Source organism: Vibrio sp. MED222 (assembly GCF_000153005.1).
Classification (GTDB): domain Bacteria; phylum Pseudomonadota; class Gammaproteobacteria; order Enterobacterales; family Vibrionaceae; genus Vibrio; species Vibrio tasmaniensis_A.
Map to the genome: position 1 here is coordinate 175,607 of NZ_CH902606.1, position 16,366 is coordinate 191,972.

Annotated in this window: 13 protein-coding genes; 5 read left to right on the forward strand and 8 right to left on the reverse strand. The window is 44.6% G+C overall.

Annotation, left to right across the window (positions count from 1 at the left end; translation table 11 throughout):
• Positions 1–12: 12 nt before the first annotated feature.
• Both pfkB and fruB read right to left on the reverse strand, forming a co-directional pair.
• Entirely contained in the window at positions 13–990 is a 978-nt protein-coding gene (gene pfkB, locus MED222_RS20420) for a 1-phosphofructokinase (RefSeq protein WP_009844884.1), read from the reverse strand.
• 9 nt (positions 991–999) lie between these two features.
• A complete protein-coding gene (fruB, locus tag MED222_RS20415) occupies positions 1,000–2,133 on the reverse strand; it encodes a fused PTS fructose transporter subunit IIA/HPr protein (RefSeq protein WP_009844885.1) in 1,134 nt (377 codons plus the stop codon).
• Positions 2,134–2,524: 391 nt separating this feature from the next.
• On the opposite strand from fruB, the gene cra reads away from it, so the two are divergent.
• Positions 2,525–3,529: a catabolite repressor/activator gene (gene cra, locus MED222_RS20410; RefSeq protein ID WP_009844886.1), complete on the forward strand. Its 1,005-nt coding sequence runs from the start codon at positions 2,525–2,527 to the stop codon at positions 3,527–3,529.
• A gap of 56 nt (positions 3,530–3,585) precedes the next feature.
• Here cra and MED222_RS20405 read toward each other — a convergent pair whose 3' ends face one another.
• The 4 genes from MED222_RS20405 to nirB all read right to left on the reverse strand — a co-directional run bounded on the left by MED222_RS20405 (position 3,586) and on the right by nirB (position 10,203).
• On the reverse strand, positions 3,586–5,376 hold the full coding sequence (locus MED222_RS20405; RefSeq protein ID WP_009844887.1) for a bifunctional protein-serine/threonine kinase/phosphatase: 1,791 nt from the start codon (positions 5,374–5,376) through the stop codon (positions 3,586–3,588).
• A 147-nt stretch (positions 5,377–5,523) separates the two neighbouring features.
• Entirely contained in the window at positions 5,524–6,993 is a 1,470-nt protein-coding gene (locus MED222_RS20400) for a NarK family nitrate/nitrite MFS transporter (protein WP_009844888.1), read from the reverse strand.
• A 142-nt stretch (positions 6,994–7,135) separates the two neighbouring features.
• Positions 7,136–7,480, reverse strand: coding sequence for a nitrite reductase small subunit NirD (gene nirD, locus MED222_RS20395; protein WP_004730303.1), 345 nt, complete (start codon positions 7,478–7,480; stop codon positions 7,136–7,138).
• A 140-nt stretch (positions 7,481–7,620) separates the two neighbouring features.
• On the reverse strand, positions 7,621–10,203 hold the full coding sequence (gene nirB, locus MED222_RS20390; RefSeq protein WP_009844889.1) for a nitrite reductase large subunit NirB: 2,583 nt from the start codon (positions 10,201–10,203) through the stop codon (positions 7,621–7,623).
• Positions 10,204–10,676: 473 nt separating this feature from the next.
• On the opposite strand from nirB, the gene MED222_RS20385 reads away from it, so the two are divergent.
• From MED222_RS20385 to MED222_RS22395, 3 genes are all read left to right on the forward strand, one after another.
• Positions 10,677–13,289 (forward strand): molybdopterin oxidoreductase family protein, encoded by a 2,613-nt coding sequence (locus MED222_RS20385; RefSeq protein ID WP_032555002.1) that lies wholly within the window; start codon positions 10,677–10,679, stop codon positions 13,287–13,289.
• 616 nt (positions 13,290–13,905) lie between these two features.
• Positions 13,906–14,118: a DUF2971 domain-containing protein gene (locus MED222_RS22790; RefSeq protein WP_083783993.1), complete on the forward strand. Its 213-nt coding sequence runs from the start codon at positions 13,906–13,908 to the stop codon at positions 14,116–14,118.
• A complete protein-coding gene (locus MED222_RS22395; protein ID WP_009844891.1) occupies positions 14,066–14,335 on the forward strand; it encodes a hypothetical protein in 270 nt (89 codons plus the stop codon). Before MED222_RS22790 ends, MED222_RS22395 begins: the two co-directional genes overlap by 53 nt.
• Positions 14,336–14,376: 41 nt before the next feature.
• Here MED222_RS22395 and MED222_RS20380 read toward each other — a convergent pair whose 3' ends face one another.
• Together MED222_RS20380 and MED222_RS22255 are read right to left on the reverse strand one after the other, a co-directional pair.
• Entirely contained in the window at positions 14,377–14,865 is a 489-nt protein-coding gene (locus MED222_RS20380) for an Sbal_3080 family lipoprotein (RefSeq protein ID WP_032555003.1), read from the reverse strand.
• A 463-nt stretch (positions 14,866–15,328) separates the two neighbouring features.
• Positions 15,329–15,454 carry a YHYH domain-containing protein gene (locus MED222_RS22255; RefSeq protein WP_102257609.1) on the reverse strand — a complete coding sequence of 42 codons (126 nt, stop codon included), beginning with the start codon at positions 15,452–15,454 and terminating at the stop codon, positions 15,329–15,331.
• Between the two features lie 467 nt (positions 15,455–15,921).
• On the opposite strand from MED222_RS22255, the gene MED222_RS20375 reads away from it, so the two are divergent.
• Complete coding sequence (locus tag MED222_RS20375; protein ID WP_009844893.1) at positions 15,922–16,299, forward strand: hypothetical protein; 378 nt, start codon at positions 15,922–15,924, stop codon at positions 16,297–16,299.
• Positions 16,300–16,366: the final 67 nt, after the last annotated feature.

Below are 16,366 nucleotides of genomic sequence, written 5' to 3' on the forward strand. Positions count from 1 at the left end.
AATCCCTTTGTCCTATTTACTTGTGTCTAACTGACTAGTTGGAGCACTAAGCGCCTGTAATTGGATATTTTGTCGTACTGAATCCAGCTCTTGTTGGCTGGTTACCCCCACACCTACCTGTGAAACTGCTAGAGCAGATAGGGCGGTTGCGAATTGAATAAGTTCTGGTTTTGGCATCTGTTGCATGTGGCCCCAACATAGGCCCGCAACTAAGGTGTCACCTGCACCTACCGTGCTCACTACTTGCATGCGCGGTGGTTGAGCGTGTAACCACTCACCTTGGTTAAGCCACATCACACCTTCAGCACCAAGTGACACAACGATGTTATCGATGCCTTTTTCACTTAGGGCTTGGCCTGCGTGTTGGCATTGGTCGCGTGTAGTTAGTTCGGCGTTGAATAACTGAGATAGCTCTTCATCGTTTGGCTTGATCAGCCATGGTTGTGCATCGAGCCCCGCTTTAAGTGCATCACGGCTGCTGTCGAATAACACTTTCTTGCCCATATCGTGAAGTTTCTGAATCCAAGATGCGCATAACATAGGTGAAACGCCTTGAGGTAAGCTGCCTGCAATCACGAAATATTCGTGGTCTTCAGCTAACCCGAATAGAGTGCGCTCAAACTGCTCGATGGCAATCGGTGTTACCGCTACGCCAGGGAAGTTGATATCGCTAACTTGACCACTTTCTTCTACTAACTTCACGTTGATGCGAGTTGCGCCGTCGACACGAATAAAGCGGTCAGTTGCGCCCATCTGTTCGAACAGTTGGCAGAACGGTTCTTCGTTATTGCGACCAAGGAAACCTGTTACGGTGACTTTAGCGCCAAGCTCTGAAAGTACTTTTGCTACGTTTACGCCTTTACCCGCTGCATGCAGTGAGCTTTTGTTCACCAAGCTAACCGAACCTACGTTTAGCACATCGATGCTACCTGTCAGATCTAGAGCAGGGTTTAGGGTTACGGTAACGGCTTTGATTTGTTTATCAGACATATCGATTCCTTAACCTTCGCCAAGGCCAGAAGCGATAGCTTTGCCAATAGACTCAAGTGCTTGTGCTGCGTCATCACCTTCAGCAACAAATTGAAGCTGGTGGCCGTGTTTAACGCCAAGAGCGATTACTTTCATCAAGCTCTTCGCGTTCACTTCTTTTCCGTCGCCATCTAGGTTTGACACGCGGATTGTTGATTCAAACTTCTTCGCTTCAGCGACTAGCATTGCGCCCGGACGAGCGTGTAGGCCGTGTGCGTTTTTGATTTTGAATACTGCGCAGTTGTCGTCGTCTTGAGAAGCTGTAGAAACCGCTTCACCTTTTAGAAGGCCAATGACTTGCGCTGCATCTGCAGTCAACAGTTGTTGTTGCTTACCTTCGAAAACCATCTTGCTTAGGTTTGCCAGAATCGATTGGTGTGCGCTGTTACAAGCGGCGAATGCTACCAATGCTTTAACTGGTGTGCCTTCGTACTCACAATGGTTCGCTGTTGAAACGAAAGATACGCCAGTGCGAGTTACACCTTTGTCGCTGCCCAACAACCATAGGCCTTGGCCTAGGTGAGTTGGTGTTTTTGTCACAAGGTCGGCAACGAATGCGTTGTCTGTGCAACCTGTGTTCTTAAGTAGGCCGCCCGCAACTGCAGACATTTGAATCATGTCGCTTGCAGGGAACAGTAGTTGAACTAAAGAAGCGTCTAGGTCTGCTTCTAGCTGAACTTCGCCATTAAGTAGGGCGATGATTTCGTCTTCTGATTTTGCTTGCTTTAATTTCTCTTCAACACCGTCTGCCGCTAGCACTTTGGTCAGTTGCTTAAGAATGCCTAAGTGCTCATCAGATTTAGCTGCAATACCAATCGCAACGTAAACACGGTTTCCGTCTGCCCAATCAATACCTTCAGGGAAGTGGTGTACCGCAACGCCCGTCTCTTTCACTAGGCCACGAGTGTCAGTCGTTCCATGAGGAATCGCGATACCGTTGCCAAGGAACGTAGAGTTCTGGTTTTCACGGTTCAGCATTCCTTCAACGTAGCCAGAGTCAACTAAGCCTTTGGCTGTTAGGTCGCCTGCAATATTTTGGATTGCTTGGAACTTATCATTGGCCGTTTGGCCTAGAGTGATGTCAGATTTTGATAATTTAAGCATGGTGCCTCTTTAGCGTATCGCTTGAGAATTTGTGTGTCGCTACGATTCCAACTAGAGCAAGAATTAGTGAACTTTACTCTTTGCTTTACTTTAGCTGAATCGGTTCAGCATTCAGTGTAAAAAAATTCAGCAAAGCCAATTTCGATTTTCAAAATAGTTTTGCTGCGTGTCGTTAATTCGGTCTGATTCGTGGATAACGAAAAGCTAAATAACGAAAGCTTATTAACAACAAATGACGCTCGATTCATTCAAAAGGATGATTGAAGTCACTTTTCAGATTTTGCTGAATCCTTTCAGCTTTTATACTGAATCGATTCAGCATATAATTCAACTAATCCAGGGATCAGATCATTCGTTATATGATCCTACGCACAAAATACAGGTCACTCATATGACACTTGATGAAATCGCTAAGTTGGCTGGAGTATCGAAAACCACAGCCAGTTATGTCATCAACGGCAAGGCGCAGAAATACAGAATCAGTGAAAAGACTCAACAGAAAGTCATGGCGGTTGTAGAAGAGTATAATTACCGTCCAGACCACGCCGCTTCGTCGTTGCGCGCTGGTAATAGCCGTTCATTTGGTTTGATTATTCCGGATCTGGAAAACAGCAGTTACGCGCGTTTGGCAAAATTGATAGAGCAGAATTCACGCAAAGTGGGCTACCAGATATTGATTGGTTGTTCTGATGATGATGCTGAAACAGAACGAAAAGTGGCTGAAGCTTTGGTAAGTCGTCGTATTGATGCCTTGCTGGTTGCGAGCTCAATGCCAGACGCCAACGAGTTCTACTTAAAGTTGCAAAACTCAGGAACGCCTGTGATCGCAATTGACCGTCCGTTAGATGATGAGCACTTTGCTTGCGTACTCAGTGAAGATTTCGAAGCCGCATTTGAACTGACGCATTCGATTCTCGATGACAATATTCATAGTGTTGGTTTGATAGGCGCACTTCCTGATCTAAATATCTCACGCGAACGTCACCTAGGTTTTGAAGCTGCGAATAAAGCACATACTCAACAAACAGGGCTCGCAGAAAACAAGCCGATGGTTGTGGGTTATGGTGAGCACTTTGATAGGGAATCTGGGCGAGAGGTTTTTGAGGGTTGGATTGCAAAAGGCACGGTTCCTGATGCGATTGTGACTATGTCTTACACCTTGTTAGAGGGTGTGTTGGATGTAATGGTTGAAAAACCAGAGCTGATTAATCAAGTAAAACTGGCAACCTTTGGTGATAACCGACTGCTCGACTTCTTGCCTTTTAAAGTCCATTCACTGCCGCAGCAGTTTGAAGTAATTGCCGACAGCGCTTTTGCTTTGGCGTTAAATGCATCCGCTAAGCGTTACCAAGCGGGTATTGAACTCGTGCCGAGAAGTTTAGTGAGACGAGGCTAATTCCAGTTAGTTTAAACAAGCTAGGTTAGACTTGGACACTTAGCTCGAACTTGGAGTTAACTCGAACCAAGCAATAAGCCCAACTCTACAATGGCAACAATGCCGAGCAACAAAGCCAACACTTTCCAAAACTGGATTGGGTTTCGGTTTATCAAAGGTTGCTTGGCTTTGCTTTTCACCAAGCTTTGGTTTGGTGTGTAAAGGTCTGCCACAAAATCCCCCAACACTTGATGACGTTCGCTTGGTGATTCGGCACAGGCTTTTTGTAACACCAAATCCACCCAGCTTGGTAAGTCCGCTCGTTTTTGTGTGATGGGTTGGTATTCCCATTGATGGTGGCGAGATTGCTTAAGCGATTGTGCGGTCATTTCAGAGTAGGGCAATTCACCGGTTAGCATCTCATAGCCGATCACAGCGATAGAGAACAGATCAGAGCTGGTGGTCGCGCTGTTATGTTTGATGGTCTCTGGCGCTATGTAATTGACCGCACCTAGTGGAGTGTCGTCTTTGTCTGCGAGCTCTCCCTCTTCAAGTCCTCTGACTAATACAGCGCCAAGGTCGATGATTTTTATCTCACCATCATGTTGAAGCATAATGTTCTCGGGCTTTAAGTCTCGGTGCACCATGTCTGCGCGTTGTAATACTCGAATACCTTGTGTGATTTTTTCTAGTATGTCGCGTACTTCATTGAGTGACGGTTTTGGATTGTCGTACATCCATTGTCTTAGCGTGATGCCTTCTACCCATTCGCAGATTTGATATAAGAATTGCGAGTTCTCTGGCGTAGGGTAGACCTTCATTACTTTCTTATTGTTTAGCAAGATCCCCGCCCATTGTTCATTAAAGAAAGCTCTCAGTTGCGAAGGGCTATCATGATATTGGACGGAAGGGACTTTCAGCACGAACTCGGTTTGTGTCTCTTTCTGCATCACACGATACACATGGCTTCTAGAGCCTGCATACAACACCTCAAGCACCATAAAGTTGTCGATACTTTGCCCGAGCTTTAACGCGGGTGGGATGGCGCGTTTAGCCAGTTTCTCATGGAATTCAATCAGCGAAGGTTTAGGTAGGTGACTGACTTGCACAATCAAGCAGCTCACGTTGTCTGAACTGTTGTGGCTTAAAGCGGTGTTACAGATCGTTTGTGCGGCGTATTCGAAATCCACTTCAGGTCTATCGATGTGTTCTTTGAAAGTATTGGGAGCAACAAATTCATGCACGCCGTCAGAGGTCAGGATAAAGCAGTCCCCTTTCTTGATAGGCAGGGTTTGGTAGTCAACGTTGAGTTGATTATCCATCCCTAAAGCTCGCGTTAGGTAATGCTTCTGCCCCATATTTTTACGGGTGTGGTCGCGGGTAAGCTGGCGTAATTCTCCATCTCTTAGTAAGTAAATGCGACTGTCGCCAACGTGGAATATATGTGCGGTGTTCGATTTGAGTATCACGCTGCTGAACGTCGAAACGAGGGCGTTGTGGTTCACTTGTTGTGCAGGATGAATGTTAGAAACAGACGTGTTGAAGAGCCAAGAATTGAGTGAGGTTAAGACTTTCTGTGCTGAACGCTGAATACTCCAGCTATTTGGAGTGGCGTAATAGTCGTCGATAAATTGCATCACGCTGGTGTGACTGGCTTTCTGGCCGTGTTCACTGCAACTTGCCCCGTCTGCTATGCAGACGACACTGCCTTTCAACTCTTGCTCAGTACGAGTTTTGGGGTGCTTTACAATGATGGCGTCTTGGTTTTCATCACGTATGCCTTTATTCGAATAACCGCCAAACTTAAGCGTTAATTGGTTGTTTGATTCCGGCGTGACGACTTGCCCTTGGCTGAATGAAATTGTCATAACTGGTCTTCTTCTTAACTGGCCGTCTTCTCATTTGCTTGAGAGCACATCTGAGAAAGAACAAAAGCTCTAGCGAATGCAGAGCCTTTGAACGTAGTACCAAAGTGGTGAAACACACCTTGGTACTACTCCCGATTCAATGAGTGGTTAGCTCGATACGTTAATCAAGGTCACGCTACCGTCGTCATTCACTTCAGCAATTTGGCCGTTAGGCTCTTCCATGAACATCAGAGTAACGAAGCCTAGTACTGCTGTTCCTGCAATCACCAAGAAGAAGGTTTGGTAACTTACGAATGAAAGCACAGTTAGGTAAACCACCGCACCCACGTTACCGTAAGCACCTGTCATACCAGCAATCTGACCTGTCATACGACGCTTGATTAGAGGAACTGTTGCAAACACCGCACCTTCACCGGCTTGTACGAAGAAAGAACACGCCATTGCAGCGACAACCGCTAGCCATACAGGCCATGTGCTGTCGACTTGACCCATTGCAAAGTAACCCACAGCAAGACCAATCGTTAGAATAAGCAGTGTTGGTTTACGACCGAATTTATCTGAAATCCAACCACCACCTGGGCGAGACATTAGGTTCATAAAGGCATAAGCCGATGCAACCATACCTGCAAGAACTGGTGTTAATTCAAAGGTGTCAGAGAAGAACAGTGGCAGCATAGAAACAACAGCCAGTTCAGAACCAAATGTCGCGAAGTACAATACGTTAAGTACCGCAACTTGCTTGAATTTGTACTGGTGAATCTCTGGTACTTCTTCTTTAAATACGTTCTTGTTTACTTTCCAAACTTGCGACACTTCGTACACGTAAAGTGCGGCTAAACCTGCATACACAGAGTAAACCGCCATGTCAGATAACATGTTGATGTTGCTTGGTGATAGCTTCCAAGTCAGTAGCGCTAAAGCGGCATACATTGGGATCTTCATAATAAGTAGGAAGAAAAAGTCACCCTTTGATGTCACTTCCATCGCTGTTACTTGAGCTGGTTTGAAGTAAGTAGAACCTTTTGGTGTATCCGTTACGTTTTTGTAGAACACAAACGAGAACGCTAAGCTCATTACGCCAGTAATACCAACCGCATAACGCCAGCCGTCTTCACCACCAAACGCTAGAGCGAGAGTTGGAAGGGTAAACGCTGCTGCTGCTGAACCGAAGTTACCCCAACCGCCGTAAATACCTTCAGCCGTACCCAATTCATTGTGTGGGAACCATTCAGACACAAGGCGAATACCAACGACGAAGCCAGCACCAATGAAGCCTAATAGGAAACGAGCAATCGCCGCTTGAATGAAAGAGTCTGCCATAGCAAACATAAAACAAGGGATTGAACAGACAGCGAGTAGCGAAGAGTAGACCAATCTTGGGCCGTATCTGTCGGTTAACATACCAATGGCGACACGCGCCGGAATGGTCAATGCAACGTTGAGAATAAGCAGTGTTTTGATCTCTTCAGTAGAAAGACCAAGCGACGTTTTTACCATTTGCAGTAGTGGGGCAAAGTTGAACCACACAACAAAGGTGATAAAAAAGGCCATCCAACTTAGGTGTAAGGTTTTCATCTTACCCGTAAATGAAAGCAGCGAAAATTTTGTGTTATCCATGGTTTAAATCCTTTAAATCTGGAAAATTACCCGGCTTTAGCTCGTGCGTTACTTCCGAAATTCGAACGCATTCATGTGGCTAAACCCTGTGCCGAAATTGCTCACGCTGATAAAGCGTTTACATGATGGTGTCGGCGTTTAGTTAACTGGCGATAGCAAGCGGTGCGAGAACCTGAACCTGTTCTCCTTGCTTGCGAACTTCAAATTTCACGAGCTTGAGATCGGGTTGTTCAAGGCACGCGCCAGTTTCTAAGTGGTAATGCTGCTTGTATAAGGGTGAGGCTACGTAAGGCTCACCGCTTAATGAACCAATGATACCACGTGACATCACATTCGCCTTACCAACAGGATCGTAATTAGAGAGCCCATAAAGCGTGTCACTTCGCTTGCAGTAAAAAATAGCCACTTGGTTATCGTCTACTTTGGCGCAAATACCACCGTTTGGGGTTAGGTCCCGGGTGTTGCATACGGTTGTCCAATTTTCCATGATTTTCTCCTAGTCAAAACATAAAACTAATAATCAATTTAATTAGCGTGATAGCCGACAGCAGTTTTCTTGGGCTGCGCCGCTGTCGACTATCGATATTGGGTTTAGTTGTTACTGATTCACTCACACGTCAATGAGGCTTACGAAACCTCAGTCACTTCGATTTGGTCTGCGTTGGCTAGCTTTTCATCGCGTTGTGAATCAACAGAAGAGCTCAAACTTGGCTTTGGAAAGCGTTGCTCTCGTTCTTTGATGAATGACAGGCTAGTGTCCATTTCTTCGCTGTTGATGTAGTGCTGGAAACGCTTCATTTTTCCAGGGTTTTCGATGGTGGTTTTCCATTCACACTGGTATTTTTCGATGTTGAGAGCGATGTCAGCTTCAAGTTCTTCAGCAACATTGAGCTTGTCTTCAATCACGACTTGCTTGAGGTATTCGATGCCGCCTTCAAGGTTTTCCATCCATACCGACGTACGCTGTAGGCGATCCGCGGTACGTGTGTAAAACATCAGAATGCGGTCGATGTATTGCAGCAGTGTGGTTTCATCAAGGTCGGTAGCGAAAAGGTCACCATGGCGAGGGCGCATACCGCCGTTACCACAGATGTAGAGGTTCCAACCTTTGTCGGTGGCGATAATGCCAAAATCTTTTGATTGGGCTTCTGCACATTCACGAGTACAGCCAGAAACCGCAAACTTGATCTTGTGGGGTGAGCGCAAGCCTTTGTAGCGGTTCTCTAGTCGAATCGCTAAGCCAACACTGTCGTCGACACCGTATCGGCACCAAGTGCTGCCCACACACGATTTCACGGTACGTACCGATTTACCGTAGGCATGGCCAGTTTCAAAACCAGCATCGATTAGCTTTTTCCAGATGATTGGCAGTTCGTTAAGTTGAGCGCCAAACAAGTCGACACGCTGACCACCGGTGATCTTGGTGTAAAGGTCGAATTCTTTAGCGACTTCGCCAAGCACGATTAGTCTATCGGGTGTGATTTCACCGCCAGCAATACGCGGAACCACAGAGTAGGTGCCGTCTTTTTGCATGTTACCGAGGTAGATGTCGTTGGTGTCTTGCAGTTCTATGTGTTGATCTTCAAGGATGTAATCGTTCCAGTACGAAGCCAGAATCGAACCGACAGCCGGTTTACACACAGTACAGCCCAATCCGTTTCCGTGAGAATCTAACAGCTCATCGAAGGTCTTGATTTTGTTGACGCGGATGATGTCAGTTAGCTCTTGGCGAGAATACGCAAAGTGCTCACAGATATCGTTAGAGACTTCCACACCTAGGTTACTTAGCTCGCTATCGAGAACCTGTTTAGCAAGGGCAGAACAACCGCCACAACCTGTTGAAGCATTCGTGGTTTCTTTCAATGCAGCCATCGTGGTGCAACCCGCTGAAACCGCGTCTTTAATGTCGCCTTTGGTCACATCGAAACATGAACAAATCACAGCGCTATCCGGCAGAGCTTCAACACCCATTGCCGAACCTGAATCATCGGCCACGTTAGGTAAAATCAATACCGATGGGTTTTCAGGAAGGGGCATATCGTTTTGTTTGATTTGCAGTAGCGAACCGTAAGCTTCTGCATCACCGACCAATACTGCACCGACAATCTTTGTACCGTCTGCCGAGATGATCAGGCGCTTATAAACTTGTTCAATTTCATCGTTATAGGTATACGACTGAGCTCCTTCCGTCTTGCCATGTACTTCACCAATACTGGCCACATCGACGCCAAGCAGTTTGAGCTTGGTGCTCATGTCGGCACCAGTAAATGCAGCATCGTCAGTGCCGCCGGAGACAATATGCGAAGCCGCGACTTTCGCCATGGAGTAACCGGGTGCGACTAAGCCGAAGATCTTGTTGTCCCAAAGCGCACATTCACCAATCGCATACACGTTGTCGATGTTAGTTTGGCAGTGATCATTAATCACGATGCCGCCACGTTCACCAATGGCGATATCAGAGCTGCGAGCTAGGGCATCTTGAGGGCGAATACCTGCAGAGAACACGATCATATCGGTTTCAAGGTGGGTGCCGTCTGCAAAGTTCATTCTGTAGCGAGCGCTTTCACCCGCGACTATCTCAGAGGTTGCTTTCTCGGTATGAACTTGTACGCCAAGGTCTTCAATTTTTCTGCGCAGTAGGGCACCGCCACCGTCATCTAACTGTACGGCCATCAGGCGAGGTGCAAATTCCACTACATGGGTTTCCAACCCAAGGTTTTTGACTGCGTTTGCGGCTTCTAAGCCAAGCAGACCACCACCAATAACGACGCCAGATTTGCTGCCTTTGCTAGATAGTTCAATGGCGTCTAGATCTTCAATGGTGCGATAAACGTGGCAGTGTTCTTGGTCGTTACCGTGAATAGGGGGAACAAAAGGGAATGAACCGGTTGCCAGAATTAAGGTGTCATAACTCTCGGTATGTCCCGATTCAGTCACAACGCACTTATTTTCAGTATCCAGTTGAGCGACTCTCGCGTTGAGAAGGTAATTGACGCCATTGCTTTGGTAATACTCTTCGCTGGTTAATGCCAAATCATCAGCATTTCCGCGCTTGAAGTAAGCGGTCAACTGAACACGGTCGTAGGCCAACCTTGGCTCTTCACTAAAAGTAATCACATCAAACTCATCACTCTCTGATTGCAGGATGTTGTCGATAAATTTGTGTCCAACCATGCCGTTACCCACAACGACGATTTTCTTCTTGCTCATAATCCATTCCTTATTCTCGGCGTCACCATCACTAGCATCTAATTTCTAGTCGTTAGCAGATGAATACCGGGTTGAGATTCCACTCAATTCATAATCATCAAGAAAAACAAAAATGTTTTTTCTAAGTCTTGGTTTTTAGTGGAGCAAGTAGGGTGCCAGATTGCGGGTTGTTCATTTAAATAAAATTTAATTTATATTTTTCAGTGGTTTAAAATTTGGCGGTGGCACGCAATTACCCCTAAAGTGGTATGTAATTTTTTTGTTAGATTTATATAAATGAGCGTTTGTGGTGCAACTTTCCGCAAGATGGTGCAAAAATTAAGTTTCTATCTTGGTTAAGTTGAAATCTATTCAGTATTGATATTTTGTTTTTTTATTAAGTGATTGTTTTTAATGTTAAATATTTCTTTTTTGTCGGCTGGTATTAAGTGGCGTGCTATTTGCTTGGTTTGAGTTATTACAATTATGGATAATTGAGCGAGAAACGGATGACCGATTCAAACAGCGGTTGGATAAAATCAACCTGTGCTTATTGTGGTGTAGGGTGTGGAATAGAAGCGAGACCGACATCGTTAGGAAAACTAGAAGTACGTGGTGATAAAGATCATCCATCAAACTATGGGAAGCTATGTACTAAAGGGATTGCGCTTGGTGATACTGTCACGCCTTTAGGGCGCCTAACACAGCCTGCTCATATTCAGAATGAGCAAAAACAAGAGCTGGATTGGAACAGTGCCACTCAGTTGGTTGCAGACAAATTCAATCAAACGATTGAAGAATTTGGAGCCGATTCGGTTGCGTTCTATGTTTCTGGTCAGCTGCTTACTGAAGACTATTATGTTGCCAATAAATTGATGAAAGGCTTCATCGGCAGTGGCAACATCGACAGTAATTCTAGGCTGTGCATGGCTTCAACCGTGGTTGGGCATAAGCGAGCATTTGGCGCAGACACCGTACCTGTCTGTTATGAAGATCTCGAGCAAGCCGATCTGGTTGTGATTACAGGCTCCAACCTAGCATGGTGTCATCCGGTACTTTTCCAAAGGCTAAGAGCCGCGAAACAAGCCAACCCTGCATTGAAAGTCATCGTCATCGACCCGCGTTATACCGACACCTGTGAAATCGCAGACATTCACTTGGCATTGGAATCTGGCTCAGACGTGGCGCTGTTTAACGGTTTATTGGGTTACCTCGACGATAACGACAAGCTAGATTCAGACTATATAGAAAACCACACTCAAGGCTTTACTGAAGCGATTCGTTCTGCAAGTCATTATTGTTATACCGAATCAGACTATACCGAATCAAGTAAGGGAGACAAAAGCGTTCCTGAGCTAACAGGGCTTACTGAACAGCAACTTGAACAGTTCTACCAGTTGTTTGCATCTAACGAGAAGGTGCTCACCATCTATTCCCAAGGCGTAAATCAATCCACACAAGGGTGTGACAAGGTAAACGCCATTATTAATTGCCATTTAGCCACTGGGAAAATTGGCAAGCCGGGCGTGGGGCCATTCTCTGTAACGGGTCAGCCGAACGCAATGGGTGGGCGTGAGGTGGGCGGCCTAGCCAATACCTTAGCGGCGCACTTTGAGTTTGGTGATCCGCAATCACACCAAACGGTGAGCGAGTTCTGGCAAACCGACAGCTTAGCCACACATGCGGGTTTAAAAGCGATCGACCTGTTTGGTGCCATGAATGAGGGAAAAATCAAAGCGGTGTGGATCATGGCAACGAACCCAGTCGTGAGCCTGCCTGATAGCGAAAAAATCAAAGCCGCACTAGAGAAGTGCCCATTTGTGGTGGTGTCTGATTGTATTGCCGATACTGAAACCATACGCTTGGCCGATGTGGTGCTGCCCGCGCAAGGGTGGAGCGAGAAGTCGGGCACCGTGACTAATTCTGAGCGTCGAATCTCGCGCCAACGCCGTATATTACCAAGCCCAGGGGAAGCCAAACCTGATTGGTGGATATTAAAAGAAGTCGCGCAAAAAATGGGATTCAAAGAGCAGTTTGAGTATCGCCACGAAGGCGAGATCTTCAAAGAGTATTGCGAGATGACTGCGCTTGGTAATGAAACAGGTAAAGCGCGTGACTTGTGCTTAATAGGGCTCACTCAATTGGATGAAAAAGGCTATGGTGAACTCACTCCGCAACAATGGCCAGTACTTGAATATCAACCAGAGATCATTGAACAGCGCATGTTCACCGACGGCGAGTTCTTTACTGAATCTGGCAAAGCGCAGTTTATCGCGGTTGAGCACGACAAGCCGATTGCTGATACCAGTGTCGAATTCCCACTTATCATGAACACAGGCCGAATCCGAGACCAATGGCACACCATGAGCCGCACGGGCTTGGCCGCAGGTTTAGGCGAACACACACCAGAACCCTTTGTTGCCATGCACCCAGATACGGTTGCAGCACTTGGTTTAGAAGAGTTCGGCTTAGATGAATTTGGGCTAGATGCTTTCAACCACACCACTATTAATCCAGTGGTGAAAGTGCGCAGTGAACAAGGGGAGTGCCAAGCTCGCTTAGTGGTAACCAAAGAGATGCGCCGCGAACAAGTCTTCATGCCTATTCACTGGAATGCACCGACCGCCAAAGACAGCAAACCGTGTGACCTGATCTTGCCTCATACCGATGCGGCTTCAGGCCAGCCAGAGTTTAAACACACCCCAGTGGTGGTTGAGCCGTGTGGTTATCGTAGTGAAGCCGCACTGGTCAGTGACAAAGTGATGGATTGCAGCGGATTTGATTACTGGGTGCGCCAAAGAGTGGAGGGCGGTTTTCTGTATCGCATATCTTCCTCTAAGAACCCAATGGAGTTGGTGATTCAGCTTGCTAACACACTCGATGCTTTACCAGAACCGAATGCAGAAGCAATTAAGTCACTCCATTATCACGGCAACAAATCATTCAAGAACTACGGCTCTGCCAAGCTGGATCAATTTGGCGTGAAGCAAGCGTTCGTAGTCAACAGTAAGCTCGACCATCAAAGCATCGAATGGCTAGTGGAGTGCCTAACCCGAGAAGCCGATCAAGAGTTCGAAGCCGAGTTTTTGAGTGCCATGGCAAAGTAGTTATTACCTCTTATTCATCCATACTTATAACGTAGACGCCGACTATCATGTCGGCGTTTTTGTTTGAGAGCACGACACCCAAGATATGAACAACTCACATATTGGGTGGTTTTCTGCTTTTCGTCATGTCTGATACGAAGATAAGTAGGTAAGATGATGTTATTAAATGGGTTATTGGACCTAGTGCAGCGCGTCTTGGAAACTAGACAGAATTGTTTCAGAGACAAAATTCAGGATTATTCTGTCTAACATAGCTGTTATGTGATTAGGTGTGAATGTTTAGGTAGAGTGGAAAATGTATGAAAAATTCTGAAGTGACGTCCTTATAAAAATACAAGCCCCTGAATCAATTCACACTAGATATTATAGCTTCAGAACGCATTAACTATGCACTACCTGAGTCATTTAATGATCCTTTCGATACGAAATGCTCGTTTCCCAGCAATACCGCCATGACTTCATCTACTAATGTAAATAAAATCGCACGAGCCTTTCCCAATGAGCCAGACATTATGGCATTCAAACTCAAAAATGTAATTCCAGATATTGATAGGTTTCATCATCATTTGAAAACTTTGGAATCGTATTACTGACAGAAAACGCAACTGATATTCTAATGTGGTCTCATTATGCTGATAATCACAATGGAATTTTTATTGAGCTAGAAAGAAACGAGCAGAATGAATTGGGCAATCATGAGGTAACTAGAAAAGTAAAATATACTAAAAGTTATCCGTCATTGAATACAAAAATTTTACTTGAAAAAGATAGGTTTAATGCATCATTGCAAAGAGATTTTATACACAAAATATTTGCAATGGAAATATGAAAAAGAGTTGCGAACTTTTAAACCACAAGGTGATAGAGGTTATCCGTTACCCGGAAAAATCTTATCAATCTCTTTTGGCGTAAGAGCGTCACCAATAGACATTGAAATAGTCAAGAAATTAATAGTGGGCACGGAAATAAAGTTGTTCCACGCTGAGTTAAAGCAAGGGGATTTTGGCATTAAGTTCAAAAAATCACATAATAAAAATGTTAGTTGAAGCGTGTATTATAAAGGCCTCGTAGTAGAGGCCCTTAGGAACTAGTTGTTTGGCGTACCACCAAGACAGATTAGTTCGTTTGCTTCGTCTTTTGTCAAATCACTAAGTAAAAGATCTAGTGTTACTTGAGTACGTCGTTCAGCGGAACCAAATTTATCAATGCCACCGCACTTTACTGTGTCAATTTTTACTAGTGCAATCGTTTGACCTTTATCTTTAACCTCAACATTTAGGTAACGCATATAAGTAGCCATATCCCACCACCAGTTTGCAGAATATGTTAGTTTTGGGGCGTCTGTGGTTTTTGAGTTGGACTGAGAGATATCAATAACTTGGTAGTCATATCCGTATTCGTCTAATTTTGCAGCAATGATTTTTTTAATTGAGTCTTTTGTTCGGCCATCGTCAATTATCAGTAGTTCCTTGTTTTCTAAATACGTTGTATCTAGTTTTTGTAACTCAACAATTGCGTTGTTAGCGCAGCCTGCAAGTAGCATTATTGAAAAAGTAGCGACAAGTTTTTTTAACATTGGTATTTCCAGGGTGGTGTAAATCGCGTGCATACTATCATGCACCAATTACCAATTAAATGGTACGATATTCCTTATTGTGCAAAGGATTGATGAGTATCATTTCCCGTTTTTATTTTGAATGGGGTAAGAATGCCGGGAAGTAGAAAATAGCGAGGTTTAGCCCCGCCAAATAGTGGCTTGGTTAGTTACAAATTGTAATGTCGCCAATAGTGCTACATGTTTTATTATCACGATCGCCATTGATAATAGTCGTGTGTGTGTTAGCAAATACATTCGCTGTGAAAAGAATTGCAATTATTGCGATTGTTTTTTTCATTTTGACGTGGTCGTCCAATCTAACTTTATTTTAAATAGACATAACATAACACAACTCGGTGTCATGCATTGAGAAATTAATTCTTCTAACTGCTCTTCTGAAACTGTTTTTTATCAATGTAGAAGAACGAGTACATTAGTAGAATTAGTGACAATGACGCACACCTGTGCGTGAGTCTACGTGACAACCGTAACTGTCTGTGCCACCAGAGTGTGCGTAAGCAGTAAAAGCTGAAAGAGCTAGAAATAAAGCTAGTGCGATGTGTTTCATTGGTGTTGTTTTCTTATCATGTAAATTAAAGAGCTCGGATTTTAGTGAATTTCCATAAAAACAGAAATGAAAAATTTTTATCGTTACCATTAGAGGTTATGTCTGGCTTCTATTAGTGCCTGGAAAACATCACATAACGAATAAGGATTAAGGTGTTGCGCAGCCAACACTAAATCCCAAGTGTTGAACAAGCCCAAGATAAGGTAGCGATAACAATCTTATTAATCATTTAGCTATTTTCCTGTTTCTTTCGTCGTCACATCTCCTCTGATTCCGAAAATGCCATTCTCTTTATTTGCGATGCCTTTCGGCTAGGTTAAAGTCACCATCAAATTATGAATCGATATCGGATGTGATAATGGGAATTAATCGCATTAATCATTTACCTTGCAAGTATTGATTGGTAAGGTGTTGTTAAAGATAGGTTTATCGTATTTTAAGTTGGTTGGCTTTATGGAGGAGGAACAATGGGAAGTGGCAAAAAGAATATTTGGCTTGAGTCTGATTCGATTGTAACAAGGAAGAGCCCAAAGCCTCTTAAGCTTAATACGTTAGAAAATATCTACGTTAAAGAGCATGGCATTAAAAGTAAAATCACAAGGTCGTTTTTTATTGCGGTTGTGTTTAGTTTACCTATTTTCCTTTTTCGTCCACTTGCTGGTATTGGTGTGTTTTCCATAATTGGCATCGCTGGATACCTTTTAACCAAAAAATATGAGTTACGTGTCGGTGTTTTCAATAACGATGACGTTGGTGTTGTAGAGTCTGGGTTATATTCGTCAAACGAACGCGAGGAACTCGATGAAATAGTAAGGCTCGTGATGGAATATAAAACAGGCAAGTAATAAAAATAAGGACTAATATGATGCGTTACGCTCGGCGGTTATGATAAAAGTACCGTGTACTTGGTTA

Bases quoted from the DNA above. Each gene is read 5' to 3' on its own strand.
- pfkB (WP_009844884.1), bottom strand. From the start codon at position 990: ATGTCTGATAAACAAATCAAAGCCGTTACCGTAACCCTAAACCCTGCT.
- fruB (WP_009844885.1), bottom strand. From the start codon at position 2,133: ATGCTTAAATTATCAAAATCTGACATCACTCTAGGCCAAACGGCCAAT.
- cra (WP_009844886.1), top strand. From the start codon at position 2,525: ATGACACTTGATGAAATCGCTAAGTTGGCTGGAGTATCGAAAACCACA.
- MED222_RS20405 (WP_009844887.1), bottom strand. From the start codon at position 5,376: ATGACAATTTCATTCAGCCAAGGGCAAGTCGTCACGCCGGAATCAAAC.
- MED222_RS20400 (WP_009844888.1), bottom strand. From the start codon at position 6,993: ATGGATAACACAAAATTTTCGCTGCTTTCATTTACGGGTAAGATGAAA.
- nirD (WP_004730303.1), bottom strand. From the start codon at position 7,480: ATGGAAAATTGGACAACCGTATGCAACACCCGGGACCTAACCCCAAAC.
- nirB (WP_009844889.1), bottom strand. From the start codon at position 10,203: ATGAGCAAGAAGAAAATCGTCGTTGTGGGTAACGGCATGGTTGGACAC.
- MED222_RS22790 (WP_083783993.1), top strand. From the start codon at position 13,906: ATGTGGTCTCATTATGCTGATAATCACAATGGAATTTTTATTGAGCTA.
- MED222_RS22395 (WP_009844891.1), top strand. From the start codon at position 14,066: ATGCATCATTGCAAAGAGATTTTATACACAAAATATTTGCAATGGAAA.
- MED222_RS20380 (WP_032555003.1), bottom strand. From the start codon at position 14,865: ATGTTAAAAAAACTTGTCGCTACTTTTTCAATAATGCTACTTGCAGGC.
- MED222_RS22255 (WP_102257609.1), bottom strand. From the start codon at position 15,454: ATGAAACACATCGCACTAGCTTTATTTCTAGCTCTTTCAGCTTTTACT.
- MED222_RS20375 (WP_009844893.1), top strand. From the start codon at position 15,922: ATGGGAAGTGGCAAAAAGAATATTTGGCTTGAGTCTGATTCGATTGTA.